A 14,156-nucleotide genomic window follows, 5' to 3' on the forward strand; every position below is an offset into this window, starting at 1 on the left:
ATGGGATTTCTGACACTGCTGGATCATCTCATCAATTTCGCGGCGCCCGCGTTGTGGCTGGCGTTGCTGCTGCCTTGGTTAGCCCGGTGGTTGATCAGGAAAAGACCGTCCACTTATTCTCTGCCAGCGCAAATTGGATTCACTTTTTTTGCGGGGCTGGTGATCCTGCTTCTTGGTCTGGCGCTGTTTGGCCAGGATGGCAAGATGGTGACTTATCTGGCCCTGGTGGTTACTGCCGCCACCAGCCAATGGCTCATGCGCAAAGGCTGACGGGCGAGAACAAGTCCACGCGGTCGGTGATGATGCCATCCAGCCCCAGGTCCAGCAGGCGCTGAGCCGTGGCTTCATCGTTGACGGTGTAACTCAGGGTTTTGAAACCTGCGCTGTGCGCCAGCGCCAGGCTGAGCTGGTTCCACAGGGTGTGGTTGCAGACGATGGCGACGCAGCCCAGCCGTTGCGCGGTTTCCAGCCAGCCCGTCCACAAGGTATCGAGCAGCAGGCCGCGCGGCAATGCTGGCTGCGTGCTCATGGCCGATTCCAGCGCGGCGACATCAAACGAGGTCAGCAGCGGCGGCGCGGCAGCGTTTTGCCACAGGCGAGCGGCATGGTTGGCAACCACTTCGCCGGTCTGGCGCTCCAGGCCGGGCGTCGGTTTGATCTCAATGTTTAAAAAATATGCATTGCGCAGGCAGTAGCGGGCAATGGCTTCAAAGGTCGGCAAAGGCTCACCGGCAAAGGTGCGTGAATGCCAACTGCCGGCATCAAGCTGGGACAGCGCTCCCCAGGGATGGTCGCCGCCCGTGCTGCTGTTGTGCGCCCCCAGCCTGTCGAAGGCATTGGTGGTGCGTGTCAGGCTGTCGTCGTGCAACAAGAAGGGGACACCGTCGCTGCTCAGTTTCACATCGCATTCAAACATGCGATAACCATGGCTGGCTCCCAGCCGGAATGCTGCCAGTGTGTTTTCAGGCGCCAGTTTGCCCGCGCCCCGGTGAGCGATCCAGCGCGGGTAGGGCCAGGGGGTGGGTGGGTGCATGGCTTATTCTTTTCCGGCCTCGCGGCGCAGGGCCGGGAACAGGATCACATCACGAATGCTGCTGCTGTCGGTCAGCAGCATCATCAGCCGGTCCAGCCCCACGCCGCAGCCGCCGGTGGGTGGCATGCCGTACTCCAGGGCGCGAATGAAGTCGTGGTCGTAATACATGGCTTCGTCGTCGCCGCTGTCTTTGGCCGTCACCTGAGCCTGGAAGCGTGCGGCTTGTTCCTCGGCATCGTTCAGTTCGCTGAAGCCGTTGCCGAATTCACGACCGGTGATGTAGAGCTCAAAGCGCTCGGTCACTTCCGGGCGGCTGTCGTTGGCGCGCGCCAGCGGTGAAATTTCAGTGGGGTGCTCCATGATGAAGGTGGGCTGCCAGAGCTTTTCTTCCACAGTCTCTTCAAAATAAAACACCTGCAGGCTGGGCAGGCTGCGCGTCGAGATGTGATGCTTGGCTTCGGTGATGCCGAGTTTGGGCAACACCGAGCGCAGCCAGGCAGCGTTGTCCACCTTCAAGCCCGAGCCGTCGTCCAGCATCTGCCCTGCTTCGGTGTATTTACAAATGGCTTCATGAATCGTGAGGCGCTCAAACGGTTGCTCCAGGTCAACCGCCTTGCCGGCGTAGCTCAAGTGCAAGGTACCCAGGGCTTTTTGGGCGGCGTCACGAATCAGCGCTTCGGTAAATGTCATCAAATCCTGATAGTCCCAATACGCCGCGTAGAACTCCATCATGGTGAATTCGGGGTTGTGGCGCACGCTGATGCCTTCGTTGCGGAAGCTGCGGTTGATCTCGAACACACGGTCAAACCCGCCGACGATCAGGCGCTTCAGGTACAGCTCAGGCGCAATGCGCAAAAACATCTGCTGGTCCAGCGCGTTGTGGTGGGTGGTGAAGGGTTTGGCGTTGGCACCGCCCGGAATCGGGTGCAGCATGGGGGTTTCCACTTCCAGAAATTCGTGCGCCACCATGAATTCACGGATGCCGCTGACGGCCTTGCTGCGCGCCCTGAAGCGCTCGCGAGTGTCCTCGTCCGTGATCAGGTCCACATAGCGCTGGCGGTATTTGATCTCCTGGTCGGCCATGCCGTGAAACTTGTCGGGCAGTGGGCGCAGGCTTTTGGTCAGCAGGCGAATACTGCTGGCGTGAATGGAGAGTTCACCGGTCTTGGTCTTGAAGACCAGCCCTTCTGCCGCAACGATGTCGCCGAGGTCCCAGTGTTTGAAAGCTGCGTACACGTCAGCGCCCACGTCTTCACCCTTGATGTAGATCTGGATACGCCCGGTGCTGTCTTGCAGCGTGGCAAAGCTGGCCTTGCCCATGACGCGTTTGAGCATCATGCGCCCGGCGACCTTGGCCTTAGCGCCCTGCTCAATCAAACCCTCGGGTGTTTGCCCCGCGTGCGCGGCAAACAGGTCGGCCGCATGGTCGGCGGGCTTGAAGTCGTTCGGGAAGGCCACGCCTTTGCCCTCGGCCTGCGCCAGGCGCAGGGCTTTGAGTTTTTCGCGCCGCTCCAGTATCAACTGGTTTTCGTCCTGAGGGACTGGTGGGTGTGTGGGCGTGGTGGTGTGGTCAGGCATGGGGGCAATCCAAAAAAGCTGCATTCGGTCCATCAAGTGGGCAGCAAGGCATCAGGTGTTTTTGACAGAACCCCGGATTTTAAGAGCTAGTGCGCCGGTCGTTATCATTGCTGCTGCTTGTTAACCATGTGCTGAGGCCATGCTCTATCAGATTATTTCTTTGTTGCTTGAGGTTGCTGTTGGCATTGTGAGTGGTGCCTGCCTGCTGCGTCTTTACATGCAACTCATGCGCATCCCCATGGCAGTGCGTTCAGGCAATCCCCTGGGACGATTCGTGTTTGCGCTGACCGACTGGATTGTGCTGCCGCTGCGGCGCGTGTTGCCGGCGCTGGGTGCCCTGGACACGGCCAGCCTGGTGGCGGCTTTTTTGTTGCAACTGGGAAAGTACTTGGTGTTGTGGCTGCTCGCCGGAGCCGGGGGTGGGCTCTTTGTCGTTCCGGTTCTGGCACTGTTTGGCTTGTTGAGCATGGCCATTTCTGGCATGACGGTGGCCGTTATTGTCTATGCCGTCCTGTCCTGGGTGTCTGCGCCATCGGCCATCGGGGCGGTGATCACCCGCCTGGTTGAGCCTCTATTGCAGCCCATCCGCCGTGTCATGCCTTTGGTGGGGGGCATTGATCTGTCGCCCCTGGTGCTGCTTGTGCTCTTGCAAGTGGCTGCCATTGTGCTGGGAAACCTGCAGGCAGCTACTTTGCTGATGGCTTGAGCGGGGGGCGCTGCAATGCATGCAATGCACTGCGCCGCTTGCTGCTCATGAAAAAGCCCGCTGATCTTTCGATCAGCGGGCCTGAATGGTTACCAGTCTTGATTAGCGGTCGTTTTTGGAAAAGCGCTTTTGCGCGTCACGCGGCACAAACACTTTGCCGCCGCCGGCAGGTTTGGAAAACGCGGGCTTGCCAAAGGCAGGCTTGCGGGCGGCAAAATCACCGCGGGGAGCTGCGCTGGTGGTGTTGCGGTCGCCGGCAAAGCGATCATTGAAACCACCCTTGCGTTCGTAGTTGAAGCCTTCTCGTGGCGCGCTGTCACGCGGTGCAAAAGAGCGATCTTCACGGCCGGCAAAACCGCCACCGTTGTTGTTCTGGAAGTTGCCCGCCCCAGCCATACGCGGGCCGGTGGCATTGCGGTCGGCAAAACCAGCGCGAGGCGCGTCAAAGTTGCCACGCGGCGCATCAAAGCCACCGCTGCGGCCGCCACCACCAAATTTTCGGTCGCGCGACTGGAAATCACCACCGCCACGGTTGTCACGGCCACCAAAACCACTTGGGCGTGATTCAGGAATGCGCTGCTTGGGTTCCAAGCCAGGCACCACTTCGGCCTTGATCGGCTGGCGGTTGAACGATTCGATGTCGAAAATCTTGCGACGGTCACGCAATTCGGCAAAGGTCACGGCCAGGCCGTCACGGCCAGCGCGGCCGGTGCGGCCAATGCGGTGGGTGTAGTCTTCGGCCTTCATCGGCAGGCCAAAGTTGAACACGTGGGTGACCGTGGGCACGTCAATGCCGCGGGCGGCCACATCGGTTGCCACCAGGATTTGCACCTGGCCTTGGCGCAGCGCCATCAGTCGGCGGTTGCGCAAGCCTTGGCTGAGTGCACCGTGCAAAGCAACGGCGTCAAAACCATCTTGTTGCAGGTCATTGGCCAAACCGTCGCATTCAATTTGCGTGCTGGCAAACACAATGGCCTGGTTGATGGTGGTGTCACGCAGCCAGTGGTCCAGCAACTTGCGTTTGTGCTGGGCGTTGTCAGCCCAGAACAGCACTTGCTTGATGTTGGCGTGTTTTTCTTGCGGGCTGTCGATGGTGATGCGCTGGGGTTCGCGCATCACGCGGGAGGCCAGTTGCTGGATGCGCGGCGCAAAGGTGGCGCTGAACATCATGGTCTGCTTGCGGTCGATGGTGAGCTGGTTGATTTCAGCCAGGTCATCCGAGAAACCGAGGTCGAGCATGCGGTCGGCTTCGTCAACCACCAAAAACTGCACCTGGTCGAGTTTGATTTGCATGGATCGCTGCAGGTCCAGCAGACGACCCGGGGTGGCCACCACTAAATTGGCGTTTTGCAGCTTGGCAATTTGCAGCTGGTAAGGCATACCACCCACAATGTTGGCCACGCGCAGACCGCGGCAATGCTGCACCAGGTCAATCGCGTCGTGAGCCACTTGCTGAGCGAGCTCACGGGTCGGGCAGACGATCAGCGCGCCGGGTGTTGGGGCGGAAAAATGACGCGGGTTGGTCGGGTCTTTGCGCTTGGCACGCTTCGGAGGCGCCTCACCTTTGGCAGCAGCGTCAGCCACAGCTTGCTCGTATTCAGCGCGGGCATCGATTTCAACTTGTTCTTGCTGCTTGAGCAAGGTGTGCAGCACGGGCAACAGGAAAGCGGCGGTTTTGCCACTACCGGTTTGGCTGGAGACCATCAGGTCAACAAATTTGGCTTTGTTGCCATCGGTGCTCGCGCCTTGCATGGCCAGGGGAATGGTTTTCAGTTGTACCGTGGTGGGCTGGGTAAAGCCCAGGTCTTTCACGGCGGCAATCAGCTCCGGAGCCAGGCCAAGCGTGACAAAACCGTTAGGGATGTCTTCAGCCACTGGTGTTGCAACGTCAGACGCTTCAGAAGCATCGTGGGGCAACAGGTTGATGTCGTTGGAAAAATTTTCAGCAGACGAAATTTCGCCGGCCGCTAGAGTAGCGTCAGTCATGGAATGTCCTCAAACGCGAAGCCCCGCAAGGTGTGCGGTGGATCCGTGTGGTGGTTAAAAAACATCAACCATCAAACGGAACCGGCTCAGACTCAGCAAGGTGAGTGCGTCTGGATGCTGGGGGTCTTTTTGAGGCAGGTTGTGAAACAACCCGGCTACAGACCCAGTGAATGTTGGGAGATGTACAAAATACGCTGTAATTTCAGCGAAGCCTCGAATTATGCCACAGATTCGGGTTTCTACTGAGTCGGGTTCAATTTCCGTTCAAAGAGGCGGTTTGGGCAGTTGCAAAAAGTGCGTGCGGTAGTGTTCAAGTTCGTCAATGGACTCATGCACGTCAGCGAGCGCCGTATGACGCTGCTTCTTCTTGAAACTCTTGTAGACATCGGGTGCCCAGCGCTTGGAGAGTTCCTTGAGCGTGCTCACGTCCAGATTGCGGTAGTGAAAAAACGCCTCGAGTTTGGGCATGTACCTGGCCAGAAAACGCCGGTCCTGGCCGATGCTGTTGCCGCACATGGGTGCGCCGCTCTTGGGCACGTAATGACTTAAAAAATGAAGCAGTATTTTCTCGGCTTCCTCTTCCCCCAAAGTTGAGGCCTTCACCTTGCCAATCAGGCCACTTTTGCCATGCGTGTTGGTGTTCCACTTGTCCATCTTGTCAAGCAGGTCGTCGCTTTGGTGAATCACCAGCACCGGGCCTTCGATGCGCCGGGTCAAATGGGCGTCGGTGACGATGACTGCGATTTCGATGATGCGCTCATGTTCCGGGTTCAGGCCGGTCATTTCGCAGTCCAGCCAGACCAGGTTGAGGTCCGATTTGGCCAGAGCAGCCGATTCAGTGGGGGTGTTGGCGTTATGCATGGGTCAAATTGTCGCCGATGACCTAAACTCCCCGGCCATGATCGACACGCTCTTCCCCGCTTCACTTTTGTTAACCGCATTGTTTGCGGCCGCGTTGGGCCTGGGTTTGCTGGTCAGGTTCTGGCTCAGTTCGCGTCAGATTCGCCATGTGGCGCAGCACCGTGCAGCGGTGCCTGCAGCCTTTGCGCACACCATTTCCTTGGCCGCCCATCAAAAGGCAGCCGACTACACCCTGGCCAAGGCCCGACTCGGGCTGCTGGAGATGGCTCTGGGCGTGGCGGTTTTGCTTGGATGGACTTTGCTTGGCGGGCTCTCCGCCCTGAATCAGTTCTTGGCGCATACCATGGGCCTTGGCATGGGACAGCAGTTGGCTTTGCTGGTGACCTTTGTGGTCATCAGTGGCGTGATCGATTTGCCATTGTCCTGGTACCAGACCTTTGTGCTGGAACAGCGGTTTGGCTTCAACAAAATGACGCTCAAACTGTGGTTGGCCGACTTGCTTAAGTCCAGTTTGATCGGCGCCTTGATCGGGCTGCCGATCGCCGCCCTGATCCTCTGGATGATGGCCGCCACCGGCAACCTGTGGTGGTTGTGGGCCTGGCTGTTCTGGATGGGCTTTAACCTGTTGTTATTGGTGATCTACCCGACGCTGATCGCGCCCCTGTTCAACAAGTTTGCGCCGCTGGAAGATGAGACTTTGAAATCCCGTGTCACAGCCTTGATGCAGCGGTGCGGCTTTTCCGCCAAGGGCTTGTTCGTGATGGACGGCAGCAAGCGCAGCGCCCACGCCAATGCTTATTTCACCGGCTTTGGTGCCGCCAAGCGCGTGGTGTTTTACGACACGCTGCTGGCCAAACTGAGCGCGGCTGAGGTGGATGCGGTGCTGGCGCATGAGCTGGGGCATTTCAAACACAAGCACATCATCAAGCGCATCGTTTCCATGTTTGCCCTGAGTCTGGCCGGCTTCGCGCTGCTGGGTTATTTGACCCAGCAGGTCTGGTTTTATACGGGGCTGGGGGTTCAGCCCAACCTGGCGTCTGGCAATGATGCACTGGCGCTGTTGCTGTTCATGTTGGTCATGCCGGTGTTCAGCTTCTTTTTGGCCCCCCTTTTTGCGCAGTTGTCGCGCAAGCATGAGTTTGAGGCAGACGCTTACGCTGTCAGGCAAACCAGCGCGCAGGATCTTTCAACAGCGCTGCTCAAGCTTTACGAAGACAATGCCTCGACGCTGACGCCCGACCCCCTGTATGTGCGCTTTTATTATTCGCATCCTGGTGCTTCGGAGCGGCTGGCGCGCATGCAGGGCATTGCCGCGGCAGTGCGTTAATTTTTCGGATCCAAAATGTCCCTCATGCAACCCAAAAGAGCCCTGACCGCAACTGAGGTGGTCACGCGGCTGGCCAAACTCGAGGGCTGGCATCTGGACGGCGATGGCGCAGCGGTGGTGATCCAGAAAACCTTCCGGTTCGCAGACTTCGCCCGGACCATGCTGTTCGTCAACGCCGTGGCCTGGCTGGCCCAGACCCGTGATCATCACCCGGAACTTATCGTGCACTTTGGAAACTGCGTGGTGCGTTACTGCACGCATGATGTGGCCGGACTCTCGCAGGCGGACTTTGATTGTGCCGCCGCGGTCGATGCGCTTCCAGGTGTTGCCAGGACAACGCCTTGATGGCTCAGCCGCAGCGGGAACCCGGCCTGATCGTGGCCAACTATGGACGCCATTTTTTGGTTGAAAACGACGCGGGTGAGCGCTTGATTTGCCATTCGCGCGGTAAAAAAAGCCAGGGTGTGGTCGGCGACAGGGTGTTGTGGCTGGCCTCGCAGGACGAGGGCACGATTGAGAAAATAGAGGCGCGCCGCAACCTGTTCTATCGGCAGGACGATGTGCGAACCAAGATGTTTGCCGCCAACCTCGATCAGGTGCTGATCCTGATTGCCGCCGAGCCAGAGTTTTCCAGCAGCCAACTCTCGCGGGCCCTGATTGCCGCCGAAGAGCAGCACATCAGTCCGGTCATTGTTCTCAACAAAAGCGACCTCACCGAGCCCTTTGCCCGTGCCTGGAACTGGCTGGCGCCGTATCGCCACATGGGGTATGACGTGTTGCCGCTGTCGCTCGCGGACGTGGTGGCGGGCCGTGCCGCTCTGAGCCCGCGACTGACAGGCAAGACCACGCTGGTGCTGGGCCCGTCGGGCGCGGGCAAAAGCACCCTGATCAACTGCCTGATTCCGGGTGCACTGGTGCAGACCGGCATCTTGTCACAGGCCCTGAGCAGCGGCAAACACACCACCACCAGCACCACCTGGTATTGGGTGGATGCCGACAAAACCACGGCGCTAATTGACTCGCCAGGGTTTCAGGAATTTGGCCTGAACCACATTGATCCGGCCCAATTGGCGGCCTACATGCCCGACTTCAAGCCCCATGTCCAAAACTGCAAGTTCTACAACTGCAGTCACTTGCATGAGCCTGGCTGTGGTGTGATTGCCGCGGTGAACTCGGACGACAAGCCTGACAGCATCAGCGTGAACCGCTACCAGATCTACAACGATTTATACGCCGAACTGAAGCAGAAGCGGCGCTACTAGGCCGCTGTCTCACGCCGCTGGACTCACCAGTTTGGTGAGCGCTGTGACCAACGCATCACATTGCCCGGGCGTGCCCACACTGATGCGCAGGTACTGGTCGATGCGGGCTTGCTTGAAGTGCCGCACCAGCACGCCTTGCGCCCGCAAGCCGTCGGCCAGTGCAGCCCCCTCATGGTCGGGGTGACGCGCAAAGACAAAGTTTGCCTGCGAAGGCAGCACCTTGAAGCCCAGGTCTTCCAGCGCCAGCACCAGCCCTTCGCGGCTACCCATCACGGCCTGGCGGGTTTGCTCAAAATGGGCATGGTCTTCAAACGCGGCTACGCCCCCGGCCAGCGCCAGTCGGTCCAGCGGGTAAGAATTAAAGCTGTTTTTGACACGGTTCAGTGCCTCAATCAGGTGCGCTTGACCGCAGGCGTAGCCTATGCGCAGGCCAGCCAGCGAGCGTGACTTGGACAGGGTGTGCGACACCAGCAAGTTGGGGTAGCGGTTAATCAGCGTCATGGCGGTTTGGCCGCCAAAGTCAACGTAGGCCTCATCGATCAGCACCACGCGGTTTGGGTGCATTTGCAGCAGGGTCTCGATGTCGGCCAGTGGCAGGCCGATGCCCGTGGGTGCGTTGGGGTTGGCAACCACGACCCCGGCGACGGCCTGATCGGACGCAGCATAGTCGGACACGTTCAGGCGCAGGCCTTCGCGCAGCGGCACGGTGCGTGCAGCAATGCTGTACAAGCCGCAATAGACCTTGTAAAAGCTGTAGCTGATGTCGGGCATCAGCAGTGGGCAGCCCTGTTGAAAGAAAGCAAAGAAAGCATGTGCCAGCACCTCGTCTGAACCATTGCCCAAGAAGACTTGTTCTGCAGACAGCTGAAAGTGACGGGCAACGGCTTGCCGCAATGTGCTGCCATCGGGGTCGGGGTACAGCTGCAGGCCATGCTGAGCCGCCTGCTGGATGGCTGCCACCACCCGTGGTGACGGCGGGTAAGGGTTTTCGTTGGTATTGAGCTTGACCAGATTGGCCATCTTGGGTTGCTCGCCGGGCACATAGGGCACCAGACGCTGGACAATGGGACTGATAAATTGGGCGTTCAAAACGGGGCTCATTTCAATAGACGTTCGGGGAGTGGCGTGACACCAATCAGATCAAATTTTGCGCTCAAGCTCAGGCGATGAGTCGCGCCAGCGTCAAAAGCGCCAACAGCACAAGCCACATGACCACGGTGCGCCAGACCAGACCGACCAAAATGGCCATGTGCGCCAGTTCGGGGGGCGGTCGCAGGCTGAAACCATTTGCCGCTGCCGGCCCCGCTGCTGTGGATGATCTGCCAGCGCTGACCGGTCCGATTTGAATATTGACGGCGCCAGCAGTGGCGGCGAGCACCAGTCCATCGTTGTCTGTGCCTGATTGGGCTGCGTAACGTCGCCAGCCGTCGATCGCCTCTTCAAAATTGCCGACCACCGCAAAACCCAGCACCGTCACGCGCGCTGGCAAGCTGTCGATCCAATGCCAGGCCAGGCCTGCATTGGTCTGCAAAGCCAGGCTGACGGGCTGCTGCAGCGTCTGGCTTTTGTGCTGCCAATAGCGGTTGACAAACTCTGCCAGGCGATACAAAACCGCTCCCATGGGGCCAAAACCAAGCGCTGCCAGTACGGAAAACCAGACCAACACGCCAAACACATGTCGATGGGCTGCCAGCACAGAGAGCTCAATGACGCGGCCAATGACCTCGCTGCGCGACCAGGACTGGGTGTCGATGTGTTGCCATTGGGCCAACAATGTGCGGGCCAAAGCATCATCGTCGTTGGCCAATGCATCGCGGATCTCGGTGAAGTGAAAACTGAACTGGCGAAAACCGAGGGAGGCGTACAACACCAGTGCGCTCCAGAGTAGCGCAAGGGCGCTCCCGCCCCAAAAATCAAGCGCCCAATAAATCAACAACGCCATCGCTGATGGCCCGCCTACCGCCAGCCCCCAGGCCATCCAGCCGTGAAGAGGCTTGCCCGCATCCAGGTTGCGACTACAGAAACGCACCCACGAACGCATGGCTGCATGGATCGGATTGCCGCGGCCCAAAGGACGCGCCTGTTCCAGCAAGAGGGCAAACAGCACGGAGATGAAGCTCATGTCTGAATCATAGCGGTTGCCTGCTTCATGCTCGCAAAAACCGGTAAAAGTTACGCAACATGCCGGCTGTTGCGCCCCAGATATAGCGCTCGGTGGTGGCATCCTGGTAGGGCATCGACAGCCACTCACGTTGCACGCCTTGCCACATTGTCTGATGATGCCGATGGTGTGCAGGGTTCATCAAATAGGCCAGTGGCACCTCGAAGACATCGGCGACCTCAAACGGGTTGGGTGTCAAGACGACGTCCGGAGAAATCAGGGCGACCACCGGTGTGACATGAAAGGCTGAGCCGGTGACATAAATCGGCAGCTGTCCCAACACTTCCACAAATTGCGCACCCAAACCAATTTCTTCCTCTGCCTCGCGCAGCGCGGCGGCGACCGCGCCGGCATCGGTCTCATCGACCTTGCCGCCGGGAAAGGCAATTTGCCCGGAGTGGGTGCTCAGGTGGGGTGTGCGCAGGGTGAGCAGCACGGTGGGTTCCGGGCGCAGCACAATGGGCAGCAGCACGGCGGCGGCCATGGGCTCGCGCTCCATGAATTTCTTTTCAATCGAAAACTCAGGGCTCCAAACGGGTGGCGTGGCAAAACGTGAGCGCAGTGCGTCAGGGCGGAGCCTTTGTTGCTCCACGGCAGGCAGGTGGCGGTCAACCTGCACCACAGGCACGGTGCGCGGATCGATCTTGATTGCGGTCATGGTGATGACGGAGATGCAGGGCGAAAAAAAACCGCCACAGTTGACTGAGGCGGTTTTTTGGGCTGTCTGCCAGCGGATCAAGCGGCAGCAGGAGCCGCCACTTTGCGTGCCGGCAATTTTTCCTTGATACGCGCCGACTTGCCACTGCGGTCACGCAAATAGTACAACTTGGCGCGGCGCACATCACCGCGACGCTTGACTTCAATGCTGGCAATCAGCGGGCTGTAGGTTTGAAAGGTGCGCTCGACACCTTCGCCACTGGAAATTTTACGCACGGTGAAGCCGCTGTTCAGGCCACGATTGCGCTTGGCAATCACCACGCCTTCGTAGGCTTGCAGACGCTTGCGGGTGCCTTCAACCACGTTCAAGCTCACGACAACGGTGTCGCCGGGGCCAAATACAGGAATGGTTTTGCCGAGACGAGCAATTTCTTCTTGCTCAAGAGTTTGGATCAGGTTCATAAGTTCTTTCAATGATCATGCCAGCACCAGCGTCACCATGACGTATGCCAATGTGCACTGCACTTTGGCGGTCTTACAGAGGATCGGGAAGCCAATGATTATAGCCTGACAGGGCGACCTCGTCAGTTTGGCTCAAATGGCCGGCGCGGCGGGCCTGGTCGATCAACTCAGGCCGCAAGCGAAGGGTGAGCAACAAACGCTGGTTGCGGCGCCAGCGATCAATGTTGACGTGGTGACCGCTGAGCAGCACTTCCGGAACAGGCTTTCCTTGCCAGATTTCGGGTCGGGTGTAATGCGGGCAATCCAGCAAGCCGTCCAGGGCTGGGTTGAAGCTGTCCTGGGCATGGCTGTCGGCGTCGCCCAGCACGCCCGGTTGCAACCGGGCCACGGCGTCAAGCAGGGCCATGGCGGCGATTTCGCCGCCAGACAGCACAAAGTCGCCCAGACTGATCTGCTCGTTGACATGGGTGTCGATAAAACGCTGGTCAATGCCTTCGTAGCGACCACAAATCAGCAGCGCGCCACGACTGTCGGCCCATCGTGTGACCATGGTGTGGTCAAGCGGCTTGCCGGTCGGGGAAAACAGCACCACCGGCGCATTGTCCTGGCGTTCGGTGCGAACGGTGGCCAGGCACTTCTCCAATGGCTCGGCCATCATCACCATGCCCGGACCCCCGCCAAAGGGGCGGTCATCCACCCGGCGGTAATTTCCCAGGGCGAAATCCCGCAGGTTGCGCAAGCGCACATCCACTTGACCCGATTCAAAGGCGCGCCGGGTGATGCCCGTGTTGAGCAGGGGGGCAAACAGTTCCGGAAACAGCGTCACCACGTCAAATCGCATGATGCCGCTCTTAATAATCTGGCTGCCAATCCACCAGAATGCGGCGTTCGCGCAAGTTCACATCATCAACGTAAACCGCCACAAAGGGGATCATGATTTCCACCGGTTTGCCATCCTGAACCTGATCGATCACCAGCACCGTTTGCGGCCCGGTCGTCAGCAGGTCGCGCACCTGCCCCAGAGCAACACCTTCGCGATTGATGACGTCAAGGCCAATCAGATCGACCCAGTAGTACTCGTCCTTTTGCGCGGCCGGAAAGCTGCTGCGTGCAATGAAGATGCGCGCCCCGCGCAGGGCATCAGCGGCACTGCGGTCATCAAATTCATGCGCGCAAGCGACCACCGTATCCGAGTGGGTTTTGGCCTCTTTGATGGTTAGCTTGCCAACGCCTTCAAATGTCTTTGCGCCTTTTTCGGTGGGCAGCAGAAACCAGCATCGGGCAGAAAAAAGCGCCTCGGGATCGGCGCTGTAGGGAAGGACCTTGAACCATCCCTTGATGCCCCAGGCATCAAGGATGCGCCCGACTTCGATGGCATCTGCCGGCAATTCGGCAGCCTCCAGGCCGGGCAACATCAGCGACGATCAGGCAACTGCTTTGGCAGCAGCTTGTTTGATCAGGCGTTCAACGGTCGGCGATGCTTGCGCGCCCACACTGCGCCAGTAGGTCAGGCGGTCCTGGGCAATACGGATGCTTTCCTCATTGGCGGTTGCAATCGGGTTGTAAAAACCAATGCGCTCGATGAAGCGGCCATCGCGGCGGGTGCGCTTGTCAGCCACCACAATATTGAAAAACGGGCGAGCTTTTGCTCCGCCACGGGCGAGTCGAATGACGACCATGATGTATCCTTTGGGGAAGTGGAATGAATTCCACGAAAAATTGGCATTTAACCTGGCGTTTGAGACACGCGACATGACCACCCGGTTATGCGACACGCCAGACAGCCGCACATTATATCGTTGACAAACACCATGCCCATCATTCGCGCCAGCCAATCCGACGACATCGCTCAAATTACGGCCATCTATGCCCACCATGTGTTGCATGGAACCGGCACTTTCGAGGTTGACCCGCCCACTGAGGCGGACATGGCCCAGCGCCGCGCGGATGTGTTGAGCAAAAATTTGCCCTACCTGGTCGCGGTTGATGACGCTCAGGTGCTCGGATTTGCCTACTGCAACTGGTTCAAGCCGCGCCCCGCATACCGTTTTTCGGCAGAAGATTCAATCTATCTGGCGCCATCGGGGATGGGCCAGGGATTGGGTCGGGCCTTGTTGGCTGAA

16 protein-coding genes are annotated in these 14,156 nt (G+C 59.0%); 5 read left to right on the forward strand and 11 right to left on the reverse strand.

All coding sequences use genetic code 11. The features are described 5' to 3' along the window. Positions 1 to 253: 253 nt before the first annotated feature. Both ugpQ and lysS read right to left on the reverse strand, forming a co-directional pair. Complete coding sequence (gene ugpQ, locus GPS82_RS00345; RefSeq protein ID WP_296490077.1) at positions 254 to 1,033, reverse strand: glycerophosphodiester phosphodiesterase; 780 nt, start codon at positions 1,031 to 1,033, stop codon at positions 254 to 256. Between the two features lie 3 nt (positions 1,034 to 1,036). Beyond that, entirely contained in the window at positions 1,037 to 2,611 is a 1,575-nt protein-coding gene (lysS, locus tag GPS82_RS00350) for a lysine--tRNA ligase (protein WP_296490078.1), read from the reverse strand. 139 nt (positions 2,612 to 2,750) lie between these two features. Between lysS and GPS82_RS00355 the strand changes: the two genes are divergently transcribed. Next, complete coding sequence (locus tag GPS82_RS00355; RefSeq protein WP_296490079.1) at positions 2,751 to 3,317, forward strand: YggT family protein; 567 nt, start codon at positions 2,751 to 2,753, stop codon at positions 3,315 to 3,317. Positions 3,318 to 3,419: 102 nt separating this feature from the next. Here the strand turns inward: GPS82_RS00355 and GPS82_RS00360 are convergent, their stop codons facing one another. Together GPS82_RS00360 and orn are read right to left on the reverse strand one after the other, a co-directional pair. Beyond that, positions 3,420 to 5,303 carry a DEAD/DEAH box helicase gene (locus tag GPS82_RS00360; protein WP_296490080.1) on the reverse strand — a complete coding sequence of 628 codons (1,884 nt, stop codon included), beginning with the start codon at positions 5,301 to 5,303 and terminating at the stop codon, positions 3,420 to 3,422. Between the two features lie 264 nt (positions 5,304 to 5,567). Beyond that, positions 5,568 to 6,164, reverse strand: a complete 597-nt coding sequence (gene orn, locus GPS82_RS00365) for an oligoribonuclease (RefSeq protein WP_296490081.1) — start codon at positions 6,162 to 6,164, stop codon at positions 5,568 to 5,570. A gap of 37 nt (positions 6,165 to 6,201) precedes the next feature. Here orn and GPS82_RS00370 point away from each other — a divergent pair, with 37 nt between their 5' ends. Genes GPS82_RS00370 through rsgA form a run of 3 tightly spaced genes read left to right on the forward strand, consistent with a single transcriptional unit; the run spans position 6,202 to position 8,753 of the window. Next, on the forward strand, positions 6,202 to 7,491 hold the full coding sequence (locus GPS82_RS00370) for a M48 family metallopeptidase (RefSeq protein WP_296490097.1): 1,290 nt from the start codon (positions 6,202 to 6,204) through the stop codon (positions 7,489 to 7,491). A 15-nt stretch (positions 7,492 to 7,506) separates the two neighbouring features. Next, positions 7,507 to 7,836: a 4a-hydroxytetrahydrobiopterin dehydratase gene (locus GPS82_RS00375; RefSeq protein WP_296490082.1), complete on the forward strand. Its 330-nt coding sequence runs from the start codon at positions 7,507 to 7,509 to the stop codon at positions 7,834 to 7,836. Continuing rightward, entirely contained in the window at positions 7,836 to 8,753 is a 918-nt protein-coding gene (rsgA, locus tag GPS82_RS00380) for a ribosome small subunit-dependent GTPase A (protein WP_296490098.1), read from the forward strand. Before GPS82_RS00375 ends, rsgA begins: the two co-directional genes overlap by 1 nt. Before the next feature lie 9 nt (positions 8,754 to 8,762). Here rsgA and hisC read toward each other — a convergent pair whose 3' ends face one another. From hisC to rpsP, 7 genes are all read right to left on the reverse strand, one after another. Then, positions 8,763 to 9,842 (reverse strand): histidinol-phosphate transaminase, encoded by a 1,080-nt coding sequence (hisC, locus tag GPS82_RS00385; protein WP_296490083.1) that lies wholly within the window; start codon positions 9,840 to 9,842, stop codon positions 8,763 to 8,765. A gap of 70 nt (positions 9,843 to 9,912) precedes the next feature. Then, a complete protein-coding gene (locus GPS82_RS00390; protein ID WP_296490084.1) occupies positions 9,913 to 10,875 on the reverse strand; it encodes a cobalamin biosynthesis protein in 963 nt (320 codons plus the stop codon). Positions 10,876 to 10,900: 25 nt separating this feature from the next. After that, complete coding sequence (locus GPS82_RS00395) at positions 10,901 to 11,572, reverse strand: CoA pyrophosphatase (protein ID WP_296490085.1); 672 nt, start codon at positions 11,570 to 11,572, stop codon at positions 10,901 to 10,903. A 77-nt stretch (positions 11,573 to 11,649) separates the two neighbouring features. Continuing rightward, positions 11,650 to 12,033, reverse strand: coding sequence for a 50S ribosomal protein L19 (rplS, locus tag GPS82_RS00400; RefSeq protein ID WP_296490086.1), 384 nt, complete (start codon positions 12,031 to 12,033; stop codon positions 11,650 to 11,652). Between the two features lie 73 nt (positions 12,034 to 12,106). Further along, on the reverse strand, positions 12,107 to 12,874 hold the full coding sequence (trmD, locus tag GPS82_RS00405; protein WP_296490087.1) for a tRNA (guanosine(37)-N1)-methyltransferase TrmD: 768 nt from the start codon (positions 12,872 to 12,874) through the stop codon (positions 12,107 to 12,109). Positions 12,875 to 12,884: 10 nt separating this feature from the next. Beyond that, positions 12,885 to 13,448 carry a ribosome maturation factor RimM gene (gene rimM, locus GPS82_RS00410; protein WP_296490088.1) on the reverse strand — a complete coding sequence of 188 codons (564 nt, stop codon included), beginning with the start codon at positions 13,446 to 13,448 and terminating at the stop codon, positions 12,885 to 12,887. 9 nt (positions 13,449 to 13,457) lie between these two features. Next, on the reverse strand, positions 13,458 to 13,712 hold the full coding sequence (gene rpsP, locus GPS82_RS00415) for a 30S ribosomal protein S16 (protein ID WP_296490089.1): 255 nt from the start codon (positions 13,710 to 13,712) through the stop codon (positions 13,458 to 13,460). Positions 13,713 to 13,844: 132 nt separating this feature from the next. Between rpsP and GPS82_RS00420 the strand changes: the two genes are divergently transcribed. Further along, positions 13,845 to 14,156 (forward strand): GNAT family N-acetyltransferase (locus GPS82_RS00420; protein ID WP_296490090.1); only part of this gene is annotated, 312 nt, incomplete at its 3' end.

The sequence above is a fragment of the Rhodoferax sp. genome (assembly GCF_011391645.1).
Classification (GTDB): Bacteria; Pseudomonadota; Gammaproteobacteria; order Burkholderiales; family Burkholderiaceae_C; genus Rhodoferax.

Bases quoted from the DNA above. Each gene is read 5' to 3' on its own strand.
- GPS82_RS00370 (WP_296490097.1), top strand. From the start codon at position 6,202: ATGATCGACACGCTCTTCCCCGCTTCACTTTTGTTAACCGCATTGTTT.
- GPS82_RS00395 (WP_296490085.1), bottom strand. From the start codon at position 11,572: ATGACCGCAATCAAGATCGATCCGCGCACCGTGCCTGTGGTGCAGGTT.
- ugpQ (WP_296490077.1), bottom strand. From the start codon at position 1,033: ATGCACCCACCCACCCCCTGGCCCTACCCGCGCTGGATCGCTCACCGG.
- orn (WP_296490081.1), bottom strand. From the start codon at position 6,164: ATGCATAACGCCAACACCCCCACTGAATCGGCTGCTCTGGCCAAATCG.
- rsgA (WP_296490098.1), top strand. From the start codon at position 7,836: ATGGCTCAGCCGCAGCGGGAACCCGGCCTGATCGTGGCCAACTATGGA.
- rimM (WP_296490088.1), bottom strand. From the start codon at position 13,448: ATGTTGCCCGGCCTGGAGGCTGCCGAATTGCCGGCAGATGCCATCGAA.
- GPS82_RS00390 (WP_296490084.1), bottom strand. From the start codon at position 10,875: ATGAGCTTCATCTCCGTGCTGTTTGCCCTCTTGCTGGAACAGGCGCGT.
- GPS82_RS00375 (WP_296490082.1), top strand. From the start codon at position 7,507: ATGTCCCTCATGCAACCCAAAAGAGCCCTGACCGCAACTGAGGTGGTC.
- GPS82_RS00360 (WP_296490080.1), bottom strand. From the start codon at position 5,303: ATGACTGACGCTACTCTAGCGGCCGGCGAAATTTCGTCTGCTGAAAAT.
- GPS82_RS00355 (WP_296490079.1), top strand. From the start codon at position 2,751: ATGCTCTATCAGATTATTTCTTTGTTGCTTGAGGTTGCTGTTGGCATT.
- lysS (WP_296490078.1), bottom strand. From the start codon at position 2,611: ATGCCTGACCACACCACCACGCCCACACACCCACCAGTCCCTCAGGAC.
- rpsP (WP_296490089.1), bottom strand. From the start codon at position 13,712: ATGGTCGTCATTCGACTCGCCCGTGGCGGAGCAAAAGCTCGCCCGTTT.
- trmD (WP_296490087.1), bottom strand. From the start codon at position 12,874: ATGCGATTTGACGTGGTGACGCTGTTTCCGGAACTGTTTGCCCCCCTG.
- rplS (WP_296490086.1), bottom strand. From the start codon at position 12,033: ATGAACCTGATCCAAACTCTTGAGCAAGAAGAAATTGCTCGTCTCGGC.